The 20,803-nt window shown below is 30.9% G+C and carries 17 protein-coding genes and 2 riboswitches; of the genes, 2 read left to right on the forward strand and 15 right to left on the reverse strand.

Annotation, left to right across the window (positions count from 1 at the left end):
- Positions 1-33: 33 nt before the first annotated feature.
- From IX290_RS07250 to IX290_RS07285, 8 genes are all read right to left on the reverse strand, one after another.
- Positions 34-2,628 carry a cation-translocating P-type ATPase gene (locus IX290_RS07250; RefSeq protein ID WP_211492547.1) on the reverse strand — a complete coding sequence of 865 codons (2,595 nt, stop codon included), beginning with the start codon at positions 2,626-2,628 and terminating at the stop codon, positions 34-36.
- 213 nt (positions 2,629-2,841) lie between these two features.
- Positions 2,842-3,465 (reverse strand): orotate phosphoribosyltransferase, encoded by a 624-nt coding sequence (gene pyrE / locus IX290_RS07255; protein WP_211492548.1) that lies wholly within the window; start codon positions 3,463-3,465, stop codon positions 2,842-2,844.
- The gene (locus IX290_RS07260; protein WP_211492549.1) at positions 3,458-4,669 is read right to left on the reverse strand and encodes a dihydroorotase family protein; all 1,212 of its coding nucleotides are present in this window, start codon (positions 4,667-4,669) and stop codon (positions 3,458-3,460) included. The genes pyrE and IX290_RS07260 overlap by 8 nt, the downstream gene beginning before the upstream one ends.
- The gene (gene pyrF / locus IX290_RS07265; RefSeq protein ID WP_211492550.1) at positions 4,663-5,391 is read right to left on the reverse strand and encodes an orotidine-5'-phosphate decarboxylase; all 729 of its coding nucleotides are present in this window, start codon (positions 5,389-5,391) and stop codon (positions 4,663-4,665) included. The genes IX290_RS07260 and pyrF overlap by 7 nt, the downstream gene beginning before the upstream one ends.
- A gap of 9 nt (positions 5,392-5,400) precedes the next feature.
- The gene (locus tag IX290_RS07270; RefSeq protein WP_211492551.1) at positions 5,401-6,318 is read right to left on the reverse strand and encodes a dihydroorotate dehydrogenase; all 918 of its coding nucleotides are present in this window, start codon (positions 6,316-6,318) and stop codon (positions 5,401-5,403) included.
- 12 nt (positions 6,319-6,330) lie between these two features.
- Positions 6,331-7,137 carry a dihydroorotate dehydrogenase electron transfer subunit gene (locus IX290_RS07275; protein WP_211492552.1) on the reverse strand — a complete coding sequence of 269 codons (807 nt, stop codon included), beginning with the start codon at positions 7,135-7,137 and terminating at the stop codon, positions 6,331-6,333.
- A gap of 16 nt (positions 7,138-7,153) precedes the next feature.
- Complete coding sequence (gene pyrB / locus IX290_RS07280; RefSeq protein WP_211492553.1) at positions 7,154-8,215, reverse strand: aspartate carbamoyltransferase; 1,062 nt, start codon at positions 8,213-8,215, stop codon at positions 7,154-7,156.
- A 255-nt stretch (positions 8,216-8,470) separates the two neighbouring features.
- The gene (locus IX290_RS07285) at positions 8,471-9,442 is read right to left on the reverse strand and encodes a thiamine ABC transporter substrate-binding protein (RefSeq protein ID WP_211492554.1); all 972 of its coding nucleotides are present in this window, start codon (positions 9,440-9,442) and stop codon (positions 8,471-8,473) included.
- A gap of 204 nt (positions 9,443-9,646) precedes the next feature.
- Here IX290_RS07285 and IX290_RS07290 point away from each other — a divergent pair, with 204 nt between their 5' ends.
- Positions 9,647-10,336 (forward strand): Crp/Fnr family transcriptional regulator, encoded by a 690-nt coding sequence (locus tag IX290_RS07290; protein WP_211492555.1) that lies wholly within the window; start codon positions 9,647-9,649, stop codon positions 10,334-10,336.
- A 146-nt stretch (positions 10,337-10,482) separates the two neighbouring features.
- Positions 10,483-10,656: riboswitch (cobalamin riboswitch) on the forward strand.
- Between the two features lie 107 nt (positions 10,657-10,763).
- Positions 10,764-11,702 carry a sirohydrochlorin cobaltochelatase gene (locus tag IX290_RS07295; RefSeq protein WP_211492556.1) on the forward strand — a complete coding sequence of 313 codons (939 nt, stop codon included), beginning with the start codon at positions 10,764-10,766 and terminating at the stop codon, positions 11,700-11,702.
- Between the two features lie 138 nt (positions 11,703-11,840).
- Here the strand turns inward: IX290_RS07295 and IX290_RS07300 are convergent, their stop codons facing one another.
- From IX290_RS07300 to IX290_RS07330, 7 genes are all read right to left on the reverse strand, one after another.
- The gene (locus tag IX290_RS07300; RefSeq protein ID WP_211492557.1) at positions 11,841-13,073 is read right to left on the reverse strand and encodes a dicarboxylate/amino acid:cation symporter; all 1,233 of its coding nucleotides are present in this window, start codon (positions 13,071-13,073) and stop codon (positions 11,841-11,843) included.
- Positions 13,074-13,094: 21 nt separating this feature from the next.
- Positions 13,095-13,829 carry a serine hydrolase gene (locus IX290_RS07305; protein ID WP_211492558.1) on the reverse strand — a complete coding sequence of 245 codons (735 nt, stop codon included), beginning with the start codon at positions 13,827-13,829 and terminating at the stop codon, positions 13,095-13,097.
- Complete coding sequence (locus tag IX290_RS07310; protein WP_211492559.1) at positions 13,823-15,025, reverse strand: amidohydrolase; 1,203 nt, start codon at positions 15,023-15,025, stop codon at positions 13,823-13,825. The genes IX290_RS07305 and IX290_RS07310 overlap by 7 nt, the downstream gene beginning before the upstream one ends.
- Positions 15,026-15,046: 21 nt before the next feature.
- Positions 15,047-15,883, reverse strand: coding sequence for a diaminopimelate epimerase (gene dapF / locus IX290_RS07315; RefSeq protein ID WP_211492560.1), 837 nt, complete (start codon positions 15,881-15,883; stop codon positions 15,047-15,049).
- A gap of 164 nt (positions 15,884-16,047) precedes the next feature.
- Entirely contained in the window at positions 16,048-17,340 is a 1,293-nt protein-coding gene (lysA, locus tag IX290_RS07320) for a diaminopimelate decarboxylase (RefSeq protein WP_211492561.1), read from the reverse strand.
- Between the two features lie 80 nt (positions 17,341-17,420).
- Positions 17,421-18,332, reverse strand: coding sequence for a citrulline utilization hydrolase CtlX (locus IX290_RS07325; RefSeq protein WP_211492562.1), 912 nt, complete (start codon positions 18,330-18,332; stop codon positions 17,421-17,423).
- A 112-nt stretch (positions 18,333-18,444) separates the two neighbouring features.
- Positions 18,445-20,427 carry a TonB-dependent receptor gene (locus IX290_RS07330; protein ID WP_211492563.1) on the reverse strand — a complete coding sequence of 661 codons (1,983 nt, stop codon included), beginning with the start codon at positions 20,425-20,427 and terminating at the stop codon, positions 18,445-18,447.
- Between the two features lie 84 nt (positions 20,428-20,511).
- A riboswitch (cobalamin riboswitch) is annotated at positions 20,512-20,688 on the reverse strand.
- Between the last annotated feature and the right edge of the window lie 115 nt (positions 20,689-20,803).

Here is a 20,803-nt window from a genome sequence, read left to right on the forward strand (position 1 = left end):
ACTTCTCTTTTTAAGAGAAGCTCATTTTATTTTTTATCTTTTATGTTTTATAAATTTAGCAATTTGAATGATAATAGTTGGTACAAATGCAAGTCCATATATTGTTAATATATCATTTGTATTCACTGGTGCTACTTCAAATATTCCATGTAAAGGAGTAATCATAAGTACAGCTGATAGTAGAATAAATCCAATTAAGAAAGCTATTACAGAGAATTTATTTGACATAAGTCCCAATCCAAATATGCTACTTCTACCACGACAGTTAAATCCGTGGAATAGTCTTGCAAGACAAAGAACAGAGAATGCCATTGTACTTCCTTTTACAGCATCCATATTGTTACCATACCCTATATAGAAAGCAATTACTACAAATATAGAAATTATAAAACCTTCTAAAAGTATCTTACCTGCAAATTCATTAGTTAAAATAGGTTCCTTAGGATCACGTGGCTTATCTTTTAAAACCTCACCATGTGATGGTTCCATTCCAATTGCTATAGCTGGTAAGCTGTCAGTTAAAAGATTTATAAATAAAAGATGCACTGGAGCAAATACTACAGGAAGCCCTGCAAATGACGAGTAAATTACAGCAATTATAGCTGCCATATTACCTGAAAGTAAAAATCTGATTGAATTTTTTATATTTGCATATATATTTCTGCCAGTAGTAACAGCTTTTACTATAGTAGAGAAGTTATCATCAGTAAGGATCATAGATGCAGCATCTTTAGATACCTCTGTTCCAGTAATTCCCATTGCAATACCAATATCAGCTCTTTTTAATGCTGGTGCATCATTTACCCCATCTCCAGTCATAGCACAGATCTTACCAAGTGATTGCCAAGCTGTAACTATTCTTATCTTATGTTCAGGAGAAACTCTTGCATAAACAGATGTTTTCTCAACTACATTTTTTAACTCTTCATCACTAAGTTTTTCAACATCTACACCTTCTAATACATTGTCTCCATCTTTATATATTCCTATCTCTCTTGCAATTGTTCGAGCTGTAACCTTGTGGTCACCAGTAATCATAACAGGTTTAATTCCTGCCATTATACACTTACTAACTGCTTCTTTTGACTCAACTCTAGGTGGATCAATCATTCCAATCAATCCTACAAATATATATCCATCTTCATCATCTAAAGTGATTTCTTTTTCTTTATCTAAAACTTTATAAGCATATGTTAGAACTCTTAATCCAGTTTCAGCAAATAAAGTATTAGCATTTTCTATCTCATTTAAATCATCTTTAGTTATCTCAGTAATCTCATTTCCTTTTAATATGTGAGTAATTCTTGGAATTAGAGAATCTACAGCACCTTTAGTAAACATAATAACGTCATTATTTAATTTATGAACTGTACTCATAAGTTTTCTATCTGAATCAAATGGAATCTCACTTAAACGTGGATATTCCTCTTTGACCTTTTTAAAATCCATATTATAGTCAGCTGCTAAGTTAATAAGGGCTATCTCAGTAGGGTCTCCTACTTCATTAGTAGCATCATTACATAGTATACTCTCTTTTAAGATATACTCATCAGACATCTTGTGATCAGAAAGACCATTTTCATTTAAAACCTTTCCAGGTACATATATCTTCTTAACTGTCATTTTATTTTGTGTCAAAGTACCAGTTTTATCAGAGCATATTACTCCAACACAGCCAAGTGCTTCAACTGACTTTAATTTTTTTACTATTGCATTTTCCTTTGAAAGCTTTTGTGTTCCAATAGCAAGTACAATAGTTACAATAGAACTTAGTGCTTCTGGTATAGCTGCAACTGCTAATGCAACAGCAAACATTAATGAATCTAATATCTTAACTCCATGGAAAAGATTGATTATAAAGATGATGATACATAAAACAATTATTCCTAAAGATAATTTTTTTCCAAAATTGTCAAGTGATACCTGTAAAGGAGTTGTCTTTTCCTTCGTAGACTCAAGTAATTTTGCAATTTTACCTAACTCTGTGTTCATTCCAGTTGAAGTAACAAGAACCTCTCCACGACCATAGCTCACAAGACTTCCAGAGAAAACCATATTCTTCTGATCTCCAAGTGGAATCTCTTTATCTTCTATTACATTGCTTTGCTTTTCTACATTATCAGATTCTCCAGTAAGAGAGCTCTCATTTACAAGTAATGAAAAACTTTCCATAACTCTTCCATCTGCTGGAATCATATCTCCTGCTTCTAAGAGCATTATGTCTCCAGGAACAACCATATCAGATGAAATCTCAATCTTATCTCCATTTCTTAAAACCTTAATTCTTGGTGAAGATAGGCTTTTTAAGCTATTGATTGACTCTTCAGCTTTTACATGTTGTACAGTCCCTAATATTGCATTAATAACTATTACAACAAGAATAACTATTGTACTTTCCACATTTCCAGATATAAGTGATACAATTGATGCAATAATCAAAATAATTACTAGAAAATCCTTAAACTGAGAAAGAAAAACAGCTAAAGTGCTTATCTTTTCTCCATCATTTAACTGATTTTTTCCATATTTTTTCAACCTTTCTTCTGCTTCACTGCTGCTTAACCCACTAGTTGAACTATTGAGCTCTTTTAAAATAGTATTTGTGTCTTTTGAATAATACTTTTCCATTTATCCTCCTCAAATCTTATAAAAAAAAGACTCTTAATGCAGAAATTTAGACAAACTAAACTCTGCATTAAAAGTCTTGTTACCAAACTGGCTACAGTACCAGAAATCTATATGATTTCGTGATGTTGATACTGTATTTATAACTACTCCCCTTTAATACATCTCTTTGTAATACGAGTATACAACGAAGATTTTAAAATGTCAAGAGGTAAACTATCTTCCCCATGACTCAGTATCTTTATTCCAAAGAGCAGCGATATTTGCTTCCTCTTCAGTTAGATATTTTTCTTCTCTAGCTAATTCAAGAAGTGCTGTAAAGTTAGATAAGCTTTCCCATTTTATTCCTTTTTCTTCAAAGTTTTTATAAGCTTTATCAAATTCATATGAGAATATAGAAACTACTTCAACGCTTTTAGCTCCTTCATTTAGAGCTGCTTCTACAGCTTTTATTGAACTTCCACCAGTAGATATTAAATCTTCAATTACAACTACTTTTTTATCTTTAACATCTGCACCTTCAATCTGTTTTCCAGCACCATGTTTTTTCTTTTCTCCTCTTATATAACTCATAGGTTTATTCATTGCCATTGCAATAAATGCTGCCCATGGGATTCCAGCTGTTGCAGTTCCAGCAACTATATCAAAGTCCTTTTCAGATAATTTTTTAACAAATTCATCAACAACTACTTTTCTTTCAACAGGGTATCCTATCATTTTTCTATTATCACAATATATTGGACTTTTAATTCCTGATACAAATGTAAATGGTTCTTTAACATTTAATTTTACTGCTCCTGTTTTTATTAGTGATTCTGCTACTTCTTTTGCTCTATTCATAGCTTATTTCCCTCCCGTATAATCCATTAAATTTATTATTTAAATATATTATTTTTCCTCTAAGTATTGTAGTTAAAACTTTTCCCCCTCTTACAAATCCTTCATAAGGTGTCCATTCAGCCTTTGATACTACATCTTCCTTCTTTATTTTACTATTATCTTTTTCATCAACTATTACAAGATCTCCATCATATCCTACTTCAATCTTACCTTTATTCTTTATTTTCATTATTTCAGCAGGTCTTGTACACATTGCATCTATAAGGCGTTCCATAGTTATTTTTCCATCTTTAACACCATTTAACATAAGTTCTAATGAAAATTCTACACTTGGCATTCCGAATGTTAGCTTTGCTAATTTTTCGCTTATAAGATGTGGTGCATGGTCTGTTCCTATAGTATCAATTGTACCATCTGCTAAAGCATTCCAAAGAGCAATATTATCCTCTTTACTTTTTAATTCTGGTTTAGTTCTTAAAAGCATATCTCCATTTTCAACATTATTAATTGTATCTGTGTTTAAAAACAGATGATGTGGAGTTACCTCTCCATATACCTTAAGTCCCTCTTTCTTTGCCTCTCTTAACATTTCAACTTCCTCTTTAGTAGAAAGGTGGCATAGATATAGAGGCTTATCAAGTTTTTTAGAAAGTGTTATAGCCTTAGCTACCATCTCATTCTCTGCATGAACTGCAACTATTTTAGATGCTTTAAAAATATTTTCTATTGCTGTGTTATCAGTTACAAGCATATCTCCTGTAGATACATTTAAAAATATCTTAGTTGCTGCAACATCTTTTGTTATTTTTTTTATCTCATCACTGTTATCATTTTTACTTCCACCAAAGTTAAAACCATAATCAACATATGATTTACCTTTTAATAATGCTTTCTTTTCATCTAATAACTTTTTAGTTATCACTGCTGGAGATGTATTAGGCATATCTATAAAGGTAGTAACTCCACCTTTAGCACACCCTTTACTACCAGTAGTAAAATCTTCCTTATGTGATAATCCAGGATCTCTCATATGTGTATGCAGATCAACTATTCCAGGAAGAACAAGATTTCCCATTGCATCTATTGTCTCATCATCTGAACTATTTATACCTGGTGCAATTTTAGATATCTTTTCATTTTCAATTAAAATATCAACAATTTCATCTTTTCCATCTCTATAAATTTTACAGTTTTTTACTAACATAGCCCTGCCTCTTTCATTCCCTCTTCTATTTCCATTTCTATCATTTTAGCTGCATTTACAGGATTTTCATTTTTAGTAATTGGACGACCTACTACTAAAAAATCACATCCATTTTTTATAGCATCTTTTGGTGTCATTATTCTTTGCTGGTCATTTGTTGCAGCCCATTTAGGTCTTACTCCAGGACATACAGTTTTAAACTCTTTTCCACATACTTCTTTTATATCTTTTGCTTCCCAAGGAGAACATACAACTCCATCAAGGCCAGATTGTTTTGCAAGTGATGCAAGGTTCATTGCAAGTTCTTTTAAAGAGAATTTAGAATTAAATGTCTCTGCAACATCCTCTTCAGACAAACTTGTAAGAACAGTAACACCTATTACAAGATTATTTTCATTTACTCTTTTAGTCTCCTGTGCTACCTTTGTCATCATCTTTTTTCCACCACTGGCATGGACATTAAACATAAATACATTTTGTTTTGCAGCAAAAATAGACGCCATTGCTGTTGTATTTGGAATATCATGGAATTTTAAATCAAGAAAAATCTTCTTATTTTTTCCAGCTAGATACTCTATTATCTTCCCTTTTGAGTTTAGAAAAAGCTCAAGACCTACCTTATAAAAAGTTGCTCCATCACCTAATTTTTCAACCAATGCTATTGCTTCAGAAGTCTCTGAATAATCCAGTGCAACTATCATTCTATCTTTTGCGTTATACATATTCCCTCCTTATCTATGTACAATTCCAATTAATTCACTTATATTAGCTATTCCATTGTCTTTACAATATTTTTCCATTCCCTCTATTATCTCTACTGGTAACAGTGGATTAGGAAAAATTACAGATCCAACAGATACAAGAGTTGCTCCAGCCATTATAAATTCAAGTGCATCTTCTGGAGAAGCTATACCTCCCATTCCAATAATAGGAATTTTAACAGCTTTATATACCTGATATACCATTCTCAGTGCAATAGGTTTTACAGCTGGACCTGAAAGACCTCCAAATGTATTTCCTAAAAGTGGTTTTTTACTTCTTATATCTATTGCCATTCCAAGCACAGTATTGATTAGAGATATTGCATCTGCTCCATTTTCTTCAACAATTTTTGCAATTCCAGCAATATCTGTAACATTTGGAGATAATTTTACTACTAAAGGTTTAGTAGTTACATTTCTTACCTCTTTCGTTACCCTTCCTGCAACCTCTGGATTTGCACCAAATGCCATCCCTCCATCTTTTACATTTGGACAAGAGATATTAAGCTCAATAATTTTAATCTCAGGTATATTTTCTACCTCTTTTGCTATTTTAATATAGTCTTCTATTGTACTTCCATTTATATTAGCTATTATATTTGTATTAATTCCCTCTTTTTTCATCAAAGGTAAAGTTACTTTTTTAAAGTACTCAATTCCAGGATTTTCAAGTCCAACACAATTTAACATACCAGATGGAGTTTCAGCTATTCTTGTCCCATAGTTTCCATCTCTTGGTTCCAATGTAAGACCTTTTATTCCTATTCCTCCTAAAATATTAGGATCAAAATAATCCTTATATTCCATTCCAAATCCAAAGCATCCAGATGATGTTACTAATGGATTTTTAAAATCAACTCCTAAAAAATTTATTCCTAAACTGCTCATTTTACCTCCATTCTAATTTCCACAACATGTTTCTGTCTTTTCTTTTGGATTCATCTCTACTATTATTGTTGAATCAAACACTGGACCATCGTGACACACTTTTTTCATTCCATCTTTTGTCTTAATTGAGCATCCTACACAGGCTTTTACACCACATGCCATTCTTGCTTCTAAAGATACAAAGCACTTTATATTATTTTCAGTTGCAATCTTAGCAACGCTTTCCATCATCTTTTCAGGACCACATGTATATACTAAATCATATCTCTCTTTTTCTAAAAGCTCTCTCATTTTCATGTCCACTCTTCCATGTGTACCTTGGCTTCCATCATCAGTAGTAATATGAGTAATTATCCCTTTCAAATCTATATTATCAAGTATTTTTAAAGCTCCTCTGTTTCTTCCACCAGCTATAAAGGTGATATTTGAACCAAGGTTATTAAGTTCCTCAAGCAGATATTTCATAGGTGCTATTCCCATTCCACCACCAATTACTAAAACTTTTTTCCCAGTACCCTCTTTAATAAAACCATTTCCTAAAGGTCCTTGAATATTTATATAATCTCCTGTTTTAGCTGCAGAAAGGTCTTTAGTTCCCTTTCCTTTTACCTCATAATAGAATTCTAAAACTGATTCCTTCTTATTTATATAGTGAATGCTGATTGGTCTTCTTAAGAATACTCCACTATTTTTACACTGTAGCATAAAAAATTGTCCTGAAACAGTTTCAGGTATTGCCTTTGTTCCTTTTAACTTCATCAGATACATATTTTTTGCCACTTCAACATTCTCTAAAATTTTACAATCTTCTAGAAACATTTATCCTCCCAATATCTTACTTTATTTCTTTCCCGCAGTAATAACAATATTTACCATGTTTTGTTACAATAACTTTATTCTCTGTCTTTTCAAAATGAGTAACACATTTTGGGTTACTGCATACAACTTTATCGTTATATTCTATCTCATCTTTATCTTTCTTTATATCCAATGAACTTCCAGCAAGAGCTAGTGCATACATAGCTTCTCTTACAGGGACTCCATTAGCTGCCTGTTTAAAATATAAGGCATGTTTTGAATCATCTAAATCAATATCAATTTCATCTACTCTTGGTAAAGGGTGTAATATAATCATATGATCCTGACATTTTCCTTCAATATCTTTCTTTGATATTTTATATACACCAGATACTTTATTATAATCCTCTATGCTGTCAAATCTTTCTCTTTGAATTCTAGTCATATATAGAACATCTATCTCTTTAAGTATCGGCTCATATTTATCTGCTATATGATATGGAATTCCAACTTCATCTAATTCCTTCAATATATAATCTGGAATCTGTATTGATTCTGGTGCTACAAAATAAAACTCAGGTTTAAAATGTTCCAATGCTTTTGTTAATGAATGAACTGTTCTTCCATATTTAAGATCTCCAACAAAGGCAATTTTTATATTATCAAGTCTTCCTAATTCTTTTCTTATTGTGAAAAGGTCAAGAAGTGTCTGACTAGGATGTTCATTTGCTCCATCTCCAGCATTTATAACTGGATGTTTAGATACAGATGCAGCAAATCTTGCAGCACCTTCTATTTTATGTCTCATGACAATTACATCTGAATAAGCTTCAACTATTTTTATAGTATCTCTTAGGGACTCACCTTTTTTCAGTGATGTAGCATCTGGTGATTCAAATCCAAGAACCTTAGCTCCTATTCTATATGCTGCTGATGTAAATGATAATCTTGTTCTTGTAGATGGTTCGAAAAAAAGACTTCCAACTATTTTCCCATTTAACAGTTCTGGATTAGGATTTTGCACTAATTTTTCTGCAACATCTAATACTTCAAGTATCTCTTCTTTTTCAAGTTCTTTAATGGATATAAAATTTTTCATTTGGTTCTCCTTTTACTATTTTTTCCTAAAAAAAACTAAAAAAAAAGGAATGAACTATCGATACCGATAGTATTCATTCCTTTTATAAAAAAATATTTAATTTTAAAAACTTTATCATACACTATAAAAGCTCTATAAAATAAGGTAAAGATAGCACAACTAAACAGAAAATTCGAAACAATTTTTGACATAACTATCCCTCCTTCATTTATATATCCTGACTATAATAGCACATATTTACTTTTTTTTCAAGAGTTATTTTTTTAAAAATTCTACAAGTTCATTTTTATATCCATCTATATTATCTATAATAAGGTCTATCTGGTCTTTTGTTAATTTTACACTTTTTGATGGAACTGGAACTCTTGAAAAATCCTCAGTTAATTTTACATTTGTAACTGGGAACATATAATTTTTCTTAACAACTAAATCCTGGAATTCATCACTTAAGATCTCTTCCATAAATTTTTTAGCTGCAGGTTTAACTTCTTTCTTATTAATAAGAGAAGCACCTTCCTGATACATAAATGTTCCATCCTCTAATAAGAAACTATCATATTTATCTGCATCTTCACCTGTAAAGAAAAGATTACTAGTTGCATAACCTATCATCATTGGAGCTTCTCCTACAGTAAATTTAGAAAAAGCTTCTGTCCATCCTGCTTCTGTAGCATAAATAGCTGGCTTTAATGCCTTCCAGAATTTTATCCAATCTTTTCCATAAAGAGCTATACTCCATTGTAAAGTCTCTCTTCCAGTATTTGATACCATTGGATTTTCTACTAAAAGTTTTTTACTTAATTTTCCTAATTCCTCAAGATTTTTTGGTGGATTTTTTATCTCCTGTTTGTTATAGTTAATAGCTAAATAACCATAGTCAATAGGAACTACATAGTTACTATCCATTTTAAATTCTTCTTTTGCTATATTTCCAATATTTTTTGGAACATATGGAAGTATTAGATTTTCTCTTCTTGATATCTCTGTTGTAAGCTCTGTCAATCCAACTACTACGTCAGCTTTTGGATTTTTCTTTTCAAGTTTTAATCTTCCAACTAATCCATCAATAGATACAAATTTAATAGTATCTCCAGTTTTCTTTTCAAATATTGGTCCATATTTTTTCCCAATCCATTTCATTGAACTTGGACCATACACTACAACCTCTTCAGCATTAAGCATAAGCCCAGTTCCTAAAAATAAACATCCTAATAAAATCTTCTTCATCTTTTCCTCCATCCATTCTCGGCATTACCCGACTATGTTCAACGGTCGAACTAAAGTTCCTCTCAGCTCTTACGCTCCCGCTCCCTTAATCATACCACTTTACCCAATCTTTTACAATAAATATATAGAATAAGAAACATTTTACACTTGTAAAAGTTTAAACTATTGGATATACTATAATATATTTATATAGGAGGTATAAATTTGAATAATAATATAAGTGATAAAATTAAAATTTTTAGAACATTAAGCAAAGAAACTATAGATAAAATTTTAGCGTGTTCTAAAATTAAAGAATATAAGAAAGATGATATGGTTTTTTCTGAAAAAGAGGTACTTAAAGAACTATATTTTATAGTTGAAGGAGTTGTTTCTATATATAAACCAAATAAGATGGACGATGGTAAAAAAGTTGTTTATATATTTGGTAATGGAGAGATACTAAATGAAATGGCACTGGATAACAAACCTTCTCTTATTAGTTGTGAGCTTTTAACTGATGGTAAGATTCTTATTATCAATAAAGAGGATTTCAGAAAGATAATGCATAATGATATTGCACTATGTGAAGCTGTAATCAACTCTTTAATTATCAAACAAAAAAGAACAATTCACCAATTAAAAAATATGTCTTCTAAAACAGTAGATATGCTACTTGCTTTTAAACTATGGAAACTGGCTAAAGACTTCGGTAAGAAAACAGAAGAAGGAGTCGAAATTGATTTCGATTTACCAGTAAAATATTTAGCAGAATTCCTTGGAAATAAAAGAGAAACAGTCTCAAGACAGATAAAAGTACTAACAAATAAAAATCTTATAAAAACCAATAAGAAAAGATTTATTATATTAGATTCACAAAAACTTATAAATTATTTCCGTGGTGTTGAAAAATAAAGTATTCCAAATGAAATATTATATATGGTAACCATATATTTAATAAATATGTCATATGTGATTTATATCACTTTTATATAAAGTGCATTTTTATCGCTTTTAGTACTTGACTTTTTAAATCAAACAGTATATAGTTATATTAAAACAAAATATTGCATTTTTAAGGTTCTTAAAAAAGATTAATTGGGAAGAGAGGTATATTCCTCCACGGTCCCGCCACTGTGTTGCTGATGAACGGAATAGCCACTGACTGCATGTTGGGAAGGCACCTAGTAGGATGAAGCTAAGTCAGGAGACCAGCCTTAAAACAATAACTTTGTAATATGTTGCGAGGACAACTATATTTACTCTTTACTGAGATTTAGAATTGTCTTCCAAAATAATATCTGGGTAACGCCCATAATTAATATTTATCAGGAGGATTCAAATGAGAACACTTACGAAACTATTTTTAGGTTCAGCATTATTATTAAACGGAGTGATTGCTATGGCACATTCAGATGGAGCTTATGATCACAGCGATTTCTTCAAAGGAATGGACAAAAACGACAAAGCTGCTATAATGATGGTACACTTTGGTACTACTTTTGATGATACTAGAGCACTTACAATAGACAGAATCAATGAAAAAGTAGCAAAAAAATTCAAAAATGCAGATGTTAAAGAAGCTTATACTTCAAGAATCATCATGAGAAGATTAAAAGCTAGAGGAATTGAAAAACCAAACCCTCAAGAAGTTTTAGATCAATTAAAAGCTCAAGGATACACTCATGTATTAGTTCAAGGAACTAACATCATGAATGGTACAGAAAACGAAAACTTAAACAAAGAAGTTGAAAAATACTCTAAAAACTTCAAAGACATCAGAGTTGGAAACCCATTATTAACTTCACCAGAAGATTACAAAGAAGTTGCAAAAGCAATTGCTAAAAAAATTGGACCATTGAAACCTCACCAAGGTGTTGTTTTAGTAGGACACGGAACTGAACATTCAGGTGGATCAGCTTACGCTGCAATGGATTATGTATTCAACGCTGAAGGATTAGGAAACTATGTAGTAGGAACAGTAGAAGGATACCCAGAATTTGACGACGTAGTTAGAGAACTTAAGAAAAAAGGTATAAAAGATGTTATCTTAATGCCATTCATGTTTGTTGCAGGAGACCATGCTAACAACGATATCGCTGGAGAATGGAATGAAGATCTTCAAAAAGCTGGATTTACAGTATCTAAAGTTATAATCGCTGGATTAGGACAAAACGAAGATATCCAAGATATCTACTTAAAACACATCGACTTTATAACTCACCACAAAGCTGTAGATATGGCTGCTAAAAAAGTTCACTACTCAACTGAAAAAGACTAATAATTTATAAAAGAAAAATACTAGGGTTTAACTTTTATATAAAATAACTTTATACTATTAAAAAAACTATAAAACAAAATTTATAAATATATAAAGATAACCTCCAACTTAATTGTTGGAGGTTATTTTTTATTACTCTTATGCTTTTTTCTTAATCCAGTTCTTACCTTCTACAAGTCTTGATACTAACATTGCTGCAACAGTATCACCAGTAGCATTTATCATTGTAGCAGGTGGATCTACTAAATATCCAATAGTTGCAATTATAGGAAAAGCTTCTGGAGGGAATCCGTACATTGTTACTATAAGCATCTCTCCTATAAGTCCTCCACCAGGTACACCTGACATTACCACTCCACCTATTACTGAAAGGCAGATTGCACTTATATATGTTTCTATTCCTGTAAATGGAACTCCAAAAACTCCAAATAAAAATGAAATCTTTAAAATTGAACTGAATACTGTTCCATCCATATGTGCTGTTGCTCCAATTGGAAGTACTATCTCTCTTATATCTTTAGGTACACCTATATTTTCTGCAGCCTCTAGATTTACTGGTAAAGTTGCTATACTACTTTGAGTAGCAAGAGAAGTAAGTGCTGGTGAAATCAGATATTTCATCCCTTTAACTCCCTCTTTACCTGCTGATATATATCCATATATTGGAAAGATAATAATAAAATATGCAAAACATAATGGATAATAGATTATCATTGCTCTTGTATAAGATCCAATAAGCTGTCCTCCATACTCTCCAACAAGTGCTGCGAAATAAGCTCCAAGTCCAATAGGTGCATAATACATTAAAAGACTTATCATTTTAAGAAATATTTCAGCTAACGAACTAAGTCCATCTCTAACTATTTTTCCCTTTTCTCCAACTAGATTTACACATATTCCAAAAGCTATTGAGAAAATAATCAACGGTAACATATTTTTTCTTGAAATAAGCTCTGGAAAATCTGATACTGTAATAGCTTTAACTATCTGTTCCCCTGTCTGAAATGGCTTTAATGCCTCTGTTGCTGTTAGGTGCAACGATACACCCTGAGCAGGTGGAAACATATTTACTACTACCAGTATTATAAGCCCTGCAACAAGTCCTGTAGAAACAAAGACTAAAAGCAGACTTTTTAATACATTTCCAAGTCTTTTCATATCTGTCATACTTGCTATAGAACTACTTATAGTAACTAAAACAAGCGGCACTACTATAGTAAACATACCATTTATAAAAAGATCCCCAAAAGGTTTTAATACCTTTGCTCTCTCTCCAAATTTTAATCCTATCATACTTCCAATTATAATTGCTCCTATAAGTATAATCGAAAACTTATAAGAGTCCCATAAACTTTTTTTCTGTGTTCCCATAAAACATCTCCTTCAATATTTTTATTTTTTTAATTCTTCAATCAATATTTTTCCAATTTTATTATGTATCTCTATAGCTTCCATATTACTCTGTGCATTTTCTACAAATACAACAGCATCAATAAATCTGTCACCATAGATAATTCTTCCTGCATCATGCTCTGTATTTAAAAGTTCTCCTGTCTTATGATAAAATCCAAACTCTTCATTTTCACTAAGATATAGAGAAAGTTTTGTATTTATCTCCTGTGACTTGAGGAAATTGCTATATCTCTTATTTTTAAGAAGTAATAAAAGAACTTTATAAACATCACCAGGAGTGGTATAGTTATCAAGTCCCTCTTTTTTAGCTTCAAAATCCATCATCTTACGATTAAGTGCTGTCCCTTCAAATCCATAATCCTTAATAACTGTATTTATCCTATCCATTCCAAGATAATCAATTAAAATATTTGTAGCACTGTTATCACTATATGCAATCATAAGCATTGCTAAATCTTCTATAGATAATTTTATTTTGCTTTTAAGTTTAAACAGCACTCCACCATCTACTTTTTTACTCTCATCAATTATAATTTCATTGGATAAAAAATCTTCATCTAAGGCAAGTAGGATATACAGTTTTATTAGGCTAGCTGACATGAACTTTCTATTTTCATTTTTTAAAATTTTATTTCCATTCCAGTCACTTATGTATATTCCAAATGTTCCTTTGTAGCCAGTTAAGATATTATTTATACTCTTTTCACTTAACATTTTTTATCACTTGTACGCATCAGATATTCAAAAGCATTATATATATTTAATATCTGCATTTTTACCCCAATAGGAAGTGCATCTTCATCTAAATCAAATCTGTCATTATGTGCTGGATGAATAATTCCTTTCTCCTCATTTCTTACACCTAAAGTAAAAAATGCTCCTGGAACTTTTTCAACATAATATGCAAAATCTTCCACACCCATATTGGCAACTTTTTTTACTTGAATGTTATTATCTCCTAAAAGATTTTCAGCACTTTCTTTTACCAAATCCACATATTCATCATGGTTAATGAGAGCAACATACCCGTCATTAAAAGATGCTTTTCCATTTCCACCATAAGCTTTTGCAATATACTCAACCATCTCAGATATTCTCTTTTTACCCATCTCTTTCACTGATGGAGACAAAGTTCTCATTGTTCCTGTACATACTACATTTTGCGGAACAATGTTTTCTTTAGTTCCACCATTTATTTTACCAAGATTTATAACTAATGCATCTCTTGCATCTGTATTTCTACTTATTATACTTTGAAGTGATGTAATTATATTTGCCATAACAACTATAGCATCTACACCATCACTTGGGTAGGCACCATGACAACTTTTTCCTTCAACCTCTATTTTTACATCTGTTGAAGAAGCATTAACTGCTCCATATTTTATTCCAATTTTCCCACAATCCAGTTCTTCATCAACATGAAGCCCAAATATACAATTTACACCATCTAAGGCTCCATCATCTATCATTGGTTTTGCTCCACCACTTGTTTCCTCAGCTGGTTGAAATATAAATCTTACATTACATGGAAGTTTATCCTTAACCTGTGATAGTACTTTAGCTACACCTAAAAGAATAGCTGTATGTGCATCATGACCACATGCATGCATTTTACCAATATTTTGAGATTTATACTCCTTATCACTATTTTCTAAAATAGGAAGTGCATCCATATCAGCTCTTAAGGCTACTGTAATCTCTTTATTTTTCCCTTCTATCTCTGCTACAACACCTATTTTACCAATATTTTTTTTATAATTAACTTTCATCTCATCAAGATATTGTGTCACTATCTCAACAGTTTTTGTAAGTTCAAATCCAAGTTCTGGGCATCTATGCAACTGACGTCTTACCTTTTGATAAAAATTTGTATAATTGTCAACTAAATCTAAAATCTCTTTTTCCATTTTTTCTCCCAATATTATAAGTTATTTTAAAAATTCTCCTCTGCATATTGTTTCAGCTTTTCCAGATAATATCAAAAAATAATCATCTTTAACCTCTACAAATAAAACCCCTCCATCAGAGATTGTTTTTATCTTATTACCTTTCATTTTTCCAAGTCTATGAGCTACACCAGCAGATGAACTGCTTCCTGTACCACATCCAAGTGTTCTTCCAGCTCCTCTTTCCCAAGTTTTTATCTGTAAAGTATTATCATCAATTACTTTAACAAAGTTCACATTGGTTTTTCTTGGAAATACAGGATTATTTTCTATTTTTCTACCTAAATCTTCTATATCTACATCTGTAAAATTATCTAAAAATACTACAGTATGTGGGACACCAACTAATACACTTGAAAATACAATCTCTTTCCCATCAACTGTTATTTTCTCCTCTAACGCTTCCTCTTTACTAGCTAAACAAGGAACATCACTTGCTTTAAAATTCATTTTATTAAGTTCAACTTCAAGATTTACCACTTCATCTTTATCATTACATTGAAGTTTTACCACTTTAATACCTGCGTCTGTTTCAACAGCTATCTTTTTTTTATCAACAATTTTTTCATCATAAACAAATTTTGTAAAACATCTGATTCCATTACCACACATTTCAGCTCTGGTTCCATCTGAATTGTAAAAATTCATTTTTACATCAGCTATTTTACTTTCACTACAGAATATCATCCCATCTGCACCAATACCAAAATGTCTATCACATACCTTTTTTGCAGTTTCATTCCACTTATCACTTTTTTCAACAAATCCATTGATTAATATAAAATCATTTCCTGCACCTTGTAATTTTGTAAATTTCATTATATCCCCTCACTTTATTTGTCGCTACTTAAATTCTATCAATAACTTTCTATAATTGCTAGAATGCAAAGTTTTTAATTTTCTATTCATATATTTTTCTCTAAATACTTATTATCCGGTATTTAATATTTTTTTATGTTCATACTTTACGAATTTCTAATGAATTATAAATCATATTTTAATAAATCTTCATATGTTTCTCTTCTAATAACAAGCTTATCCTTACCATTTTTTACAAATACAACTGGTGGTCTTGGAACCTTGTTATAGGTATTTGCCATTGCATAACCATAAGCACCAGTTGTTGATATAACAAGGAGATCTCCTACCTCTCCTTTTGAAATTTCAATATTTTTAATCAAAACATCTCCAGATTCACAGCATTTACCTGCAATGGTAACTACCTCTTTTTCTTTTTTATTGAGCTTATTTCCAATTTCAGCTTCATATTTAGCCTGATACAGTGCAGGTCTTATGTTATCTGTCATTCCACCATCTATAAAAATATATTTTATTCCACCATAAGTCTCTTTTTTACCACCTATGGTATAGATAGTTGTTCCAGCATTTGCAACAATACTTCTTCCAGGCTCAATATATAAATTTTCTATTTCTACATTTTCCTCATGTAAAATCTTTTCTGTATATTTTATCAGGGAAGTCATAAAATTCTCTATCTCTAAAGGTCTATCACCTTGGCTGTAATACACTCCAAAACCTCCCCCTAAATCCAAGTCCTTTATCTCTATTCTATACTCTTCTTTGAATTTTTTACACTGTTCAACAAGAGTTTTAATCTCTTCAAAAAACGCTTCTGTATCAAATATCTGTGATCCTATATGACAGTGAAATCCTCTAAATATAATATTCGAGTCATTAGCAAGTCTTTTTACTATAGTTACAAAATTTTTATCAAATATAGATTCTCCAAACTTAGAATTATGCTTAGAAGTTTTTATATATTCATGTGTGTGTGCATCTATCCCAACATTTATTCTCAATAATGCATCTATTTTCTTATCTCTTTCCTTACATAGTTTTGATAGTTTTTCAATTTCACCTTTTCCATCTACAATAATACTTCCTATATTATAATCAAGGCACATATTTAACTCTTCTATGCTCTTGTTATTACCATGCATATGGACTTTTTTCATATCTATCCCACTATTATGTATCAGGTATAGTTCGCCACCTGAAACGGCATCAATATCTATACCATACTTATCAACTATTTTGCACATCTCTTTACACAAAAAAGCTTTAGAAGCGTATACTATTTTTCCATTAAACAGTTCACTTTTAAAATACTTTTTATACTTATTTATATTTTCTTCAATAAGTTCAAGATCCATAACATAAAGTGGTGTCTGATATTTTTCAGCTAAATCTGTTACCTTAATTCCACCTATAGATAATACTCCATCTATATCTTTCATAGTTCCAAAATATCTCATCTTTCCTCCATTCCTATATAAGAAAATAGCTCTCTATTTTGTTCATAGAAAGCTATTTACAATATAGATATTATTAACTTTTAGAATATCTCTCCTAACATACATCTAACAGATCCGCCACCATAATATTCTATTGTGCTCACATCTGCACATATTATCTCAGTATCTTTTTCAACTTTTTCAATCTGCTCTTTAGTCATTGAATTATAAGCAGTTTTAGAGATAACAATATATCTTTTTCCATCTTTTCCTAATACTTCTAGCACATTTCCAAGAAAATTCTTAACCTGTTCAAGCGATATCTCAATTATCTCCTTATTACTATCTTTAAGTTCTGCAACTACATTTTCTCTTTCAGCTTTATCTACAATACAGTCAAGACAGATTACAGCTTTATTTTCTCCTATTCCCATCATTACATTAGTGTGATATATCTGATTTCCATCCTGATAAGCTGTAAAAGTTACTGGCTTAAATCCTGTATCTTTGCAAAATTGTAAAAATAGATTTTTATCTGAACGTGGAGAAAGTGAACAGAAAGCCTTTTTATTTATTCTATCTAAAACTATACTACCAGTACCTTCTAAAAAGATATTTTCTTTTGCCTTTGGACTATAATCTATTACAACACTCTCTTTTGTTTTAGATATTTCAAGAAGTCTATCTTTAAATTTTTCCAATTCCATTCTTCTATTTTGAGCATACATTGGATATAACACTATTTTCTTATCATTGTGAGTACTGAACCAGTTATTTGGAAATATACTGTCTGGTGTTGATGGCTCTACAGTATCATCAATTATCTCAACAGTAACTCCTTTATCTCTCAACTGTTTTACAAATGAATCAAACTCATTAAGAGCTCTTTTTTGTATATTTTCTATGCTTTCATTATCCTCATGTTGATATTGATTATTTACTGCTGTTTGGGCATTAAAATAAAACTGTGCAGGTCTTACCATAACTATTTTATTTGTAACTTGTCTATTCATATTCACTCCTTAATAATTTTTTATAATTTGATTATATCATTAAACTGGCAAATTTCAACCTTTGTTGATATAAAAAAAGCCAAAAGTTTTCACTTCTGGCATTTTCTACTATTTAAAATTTATAATCAAGACCGATGTAGTATGTTCTTTCTGGTGCTGGAGAATATCTAGGTGATCTTCCACTTAAATATGAATATCTAGAATATTTTTTATCAAATAAATTTTCTATTCCACCATATACCGATAGTCCGTTATCCATATTATATCTAACTGATAGATCAGTCAAAGTATTACTAGATACTTTATAAGTATCATTTGCAAAATCATTAGCATAATATGCTCTTCCTCTGTATTTTAAATCTGCATTTACAAAAAGATTTGGAATCATTTCGTAAGTTGCTCCAACTCCAGCTGTTATAGCAGGAATACCAGGAATCTCGTTTCCTTTGTATCTTCCACTTGTAAGTCTATTATGCATATATGTAAAATCCTGTCTTAAAGTTAAATCTCCAAAATACTCTTCAGTTGCAAGTTCTAATCCTATTCTTTGAGTTTTTCCATCAAGATTATAAAAACTTCCATCTTTATGTGGTTTAGAAGGATCATAAGTAATTTCTTTATCACCATGGATGTAGAATGTAGCTGCTGACACATATATATTATCAAATAAAGCTTTTGTTCCAACCTCAATAGTATTTAAAGTTTGAGCCTTTCTGCTTGGTGAATCCTTAGTATCCCAACTTGAATATTCTGTAAGAGTAGGACTTCTCTTTACACTGTTAAAACTAACATATACAGATTTTTCATTATCTATCAAATAATTTGCTGCAAGTTCATAATCTGTGTTAGTTGGAGTAAATTTTTGATGTCTATTTGATTTTTCATCTCCATTAGATTTAAATTCACGTACTTTTTCATCAAATTTATTTTTTTCAACTCTGATACCTTGAGTAAATAAGAATTTTTCATATGCAACTTTATTAAGTACATATCCTCCTATTGCTTCAAATTTTGTATCTGTATGTTTTGATTTATATGTCACTTTGAAACTATCTTCATCAACATCTGCTCTTGAGTAGTCAGCACCTACTATAACATTACTCTTAGGAGCATATGTATATTTGATCTGAGCATTTGTATAAAAAGAGTCTGTATGTTTATCTCTATTTCTATATGCTGGTGCTTTTTTATCAGCTGGATAATCATATTTATAATCTCTTTGTCTATATTCAGCTACTCCAGATGCCTCTAAATTATCTGTAAGCTTTTTATCAAAGTTTATTATGTATTTATCTTGAATATCTGTAGCTTCTCTACCTGCATATTTATTATATTTTGGTGTATTTTCGTACTGCTCTCTTGTAAGAGCGTTTCCTCTTCCACTACCTTCTCTTTTATTACGGCTATATTTAAATCCAACTTTTCCATCATCTAATTTATACTCAGTTCCAACTTGGATAAAATCAAGATCAGTTTTTTCTCCATCTCTATATCCTTTTTTATCACTTGTAGAGTAATCTAAAGTTGCACTTAATCTGTCAGTTACTTTTGTCCCAACGTTACCATTAAATTTTCTATATTTATAACTTCCAAATTCAGTTCCAACTCTTCCCCAGTATTTTTTATCTGCATTTTCCTTAGTTACAATATTTATTACCCCTGCAGTAGCGTTTCCACCATACATTATTGCTCCACCTGAAGGTAGAACTTCTATCTTTTCAACTTGTTCTATAGGGATAAAATCAAGGTCTGCAACTCTGTTATCCATACTATTTTGAGGTACTCCATCTACAAGTACTACAACTGTCCTATTACCCATTTTTGGTAACTGTCCTCTGATTGAAATCTCACTCTCAATCTGATTAAGACCAGGGATCATTGTAAGTGCTTCATCTATATTTTTAAATCCTCTCTCTTCAATGTCCTCTCCAGTAATTACCGTTACATTTTTTGCAGTTTCTATAACAGGTGTTTCCTCATATCTTTCAGTTGTAATTACAGATTCATTTAATTTGGCTGCATACTCATTTCCAAAATTACTACCATAAGCATTTGCTGCTAGTACTAATCCTAAAATTATCCATTTTTTTGACAATTTTTTTCCTCCTGATTACGTTATTTATATATTTACGCAACAAAAAAAGCAGTATAAAAGGTTCCACTGCTTAAATATGATAATTTTATCTATTATCCATTTGGTAAGTCTTCTGACTTGGTTTCATCCTACTTTCACATCTTCCCAGTCTCCCAGTGATATATTGTGATTTTGTCCACCTTACAGCAGCTTTCGCTGTGTGGGAATTACACCCAACTTCCTTATTAAGCTATTTTTTGCACCTAAATATATCTAATTTCAATGAGTATTATATATCATTTTAATATCTTTGTCAATAACAAAACATTATATTTTAAATCAATATATTTATCGGATATTTTATAAGCTTTTTTAATATTTATCATGTGATTTTTAT

Source organism: Fusobacterium sp. DD2 (genome assembly GCF_018205345.1).
GTDB lineage: Bacteria > Fusobacteriota > Fusobacteriia > Fusobacteriales > Fusobacteriaceae > Fusobacterium_A.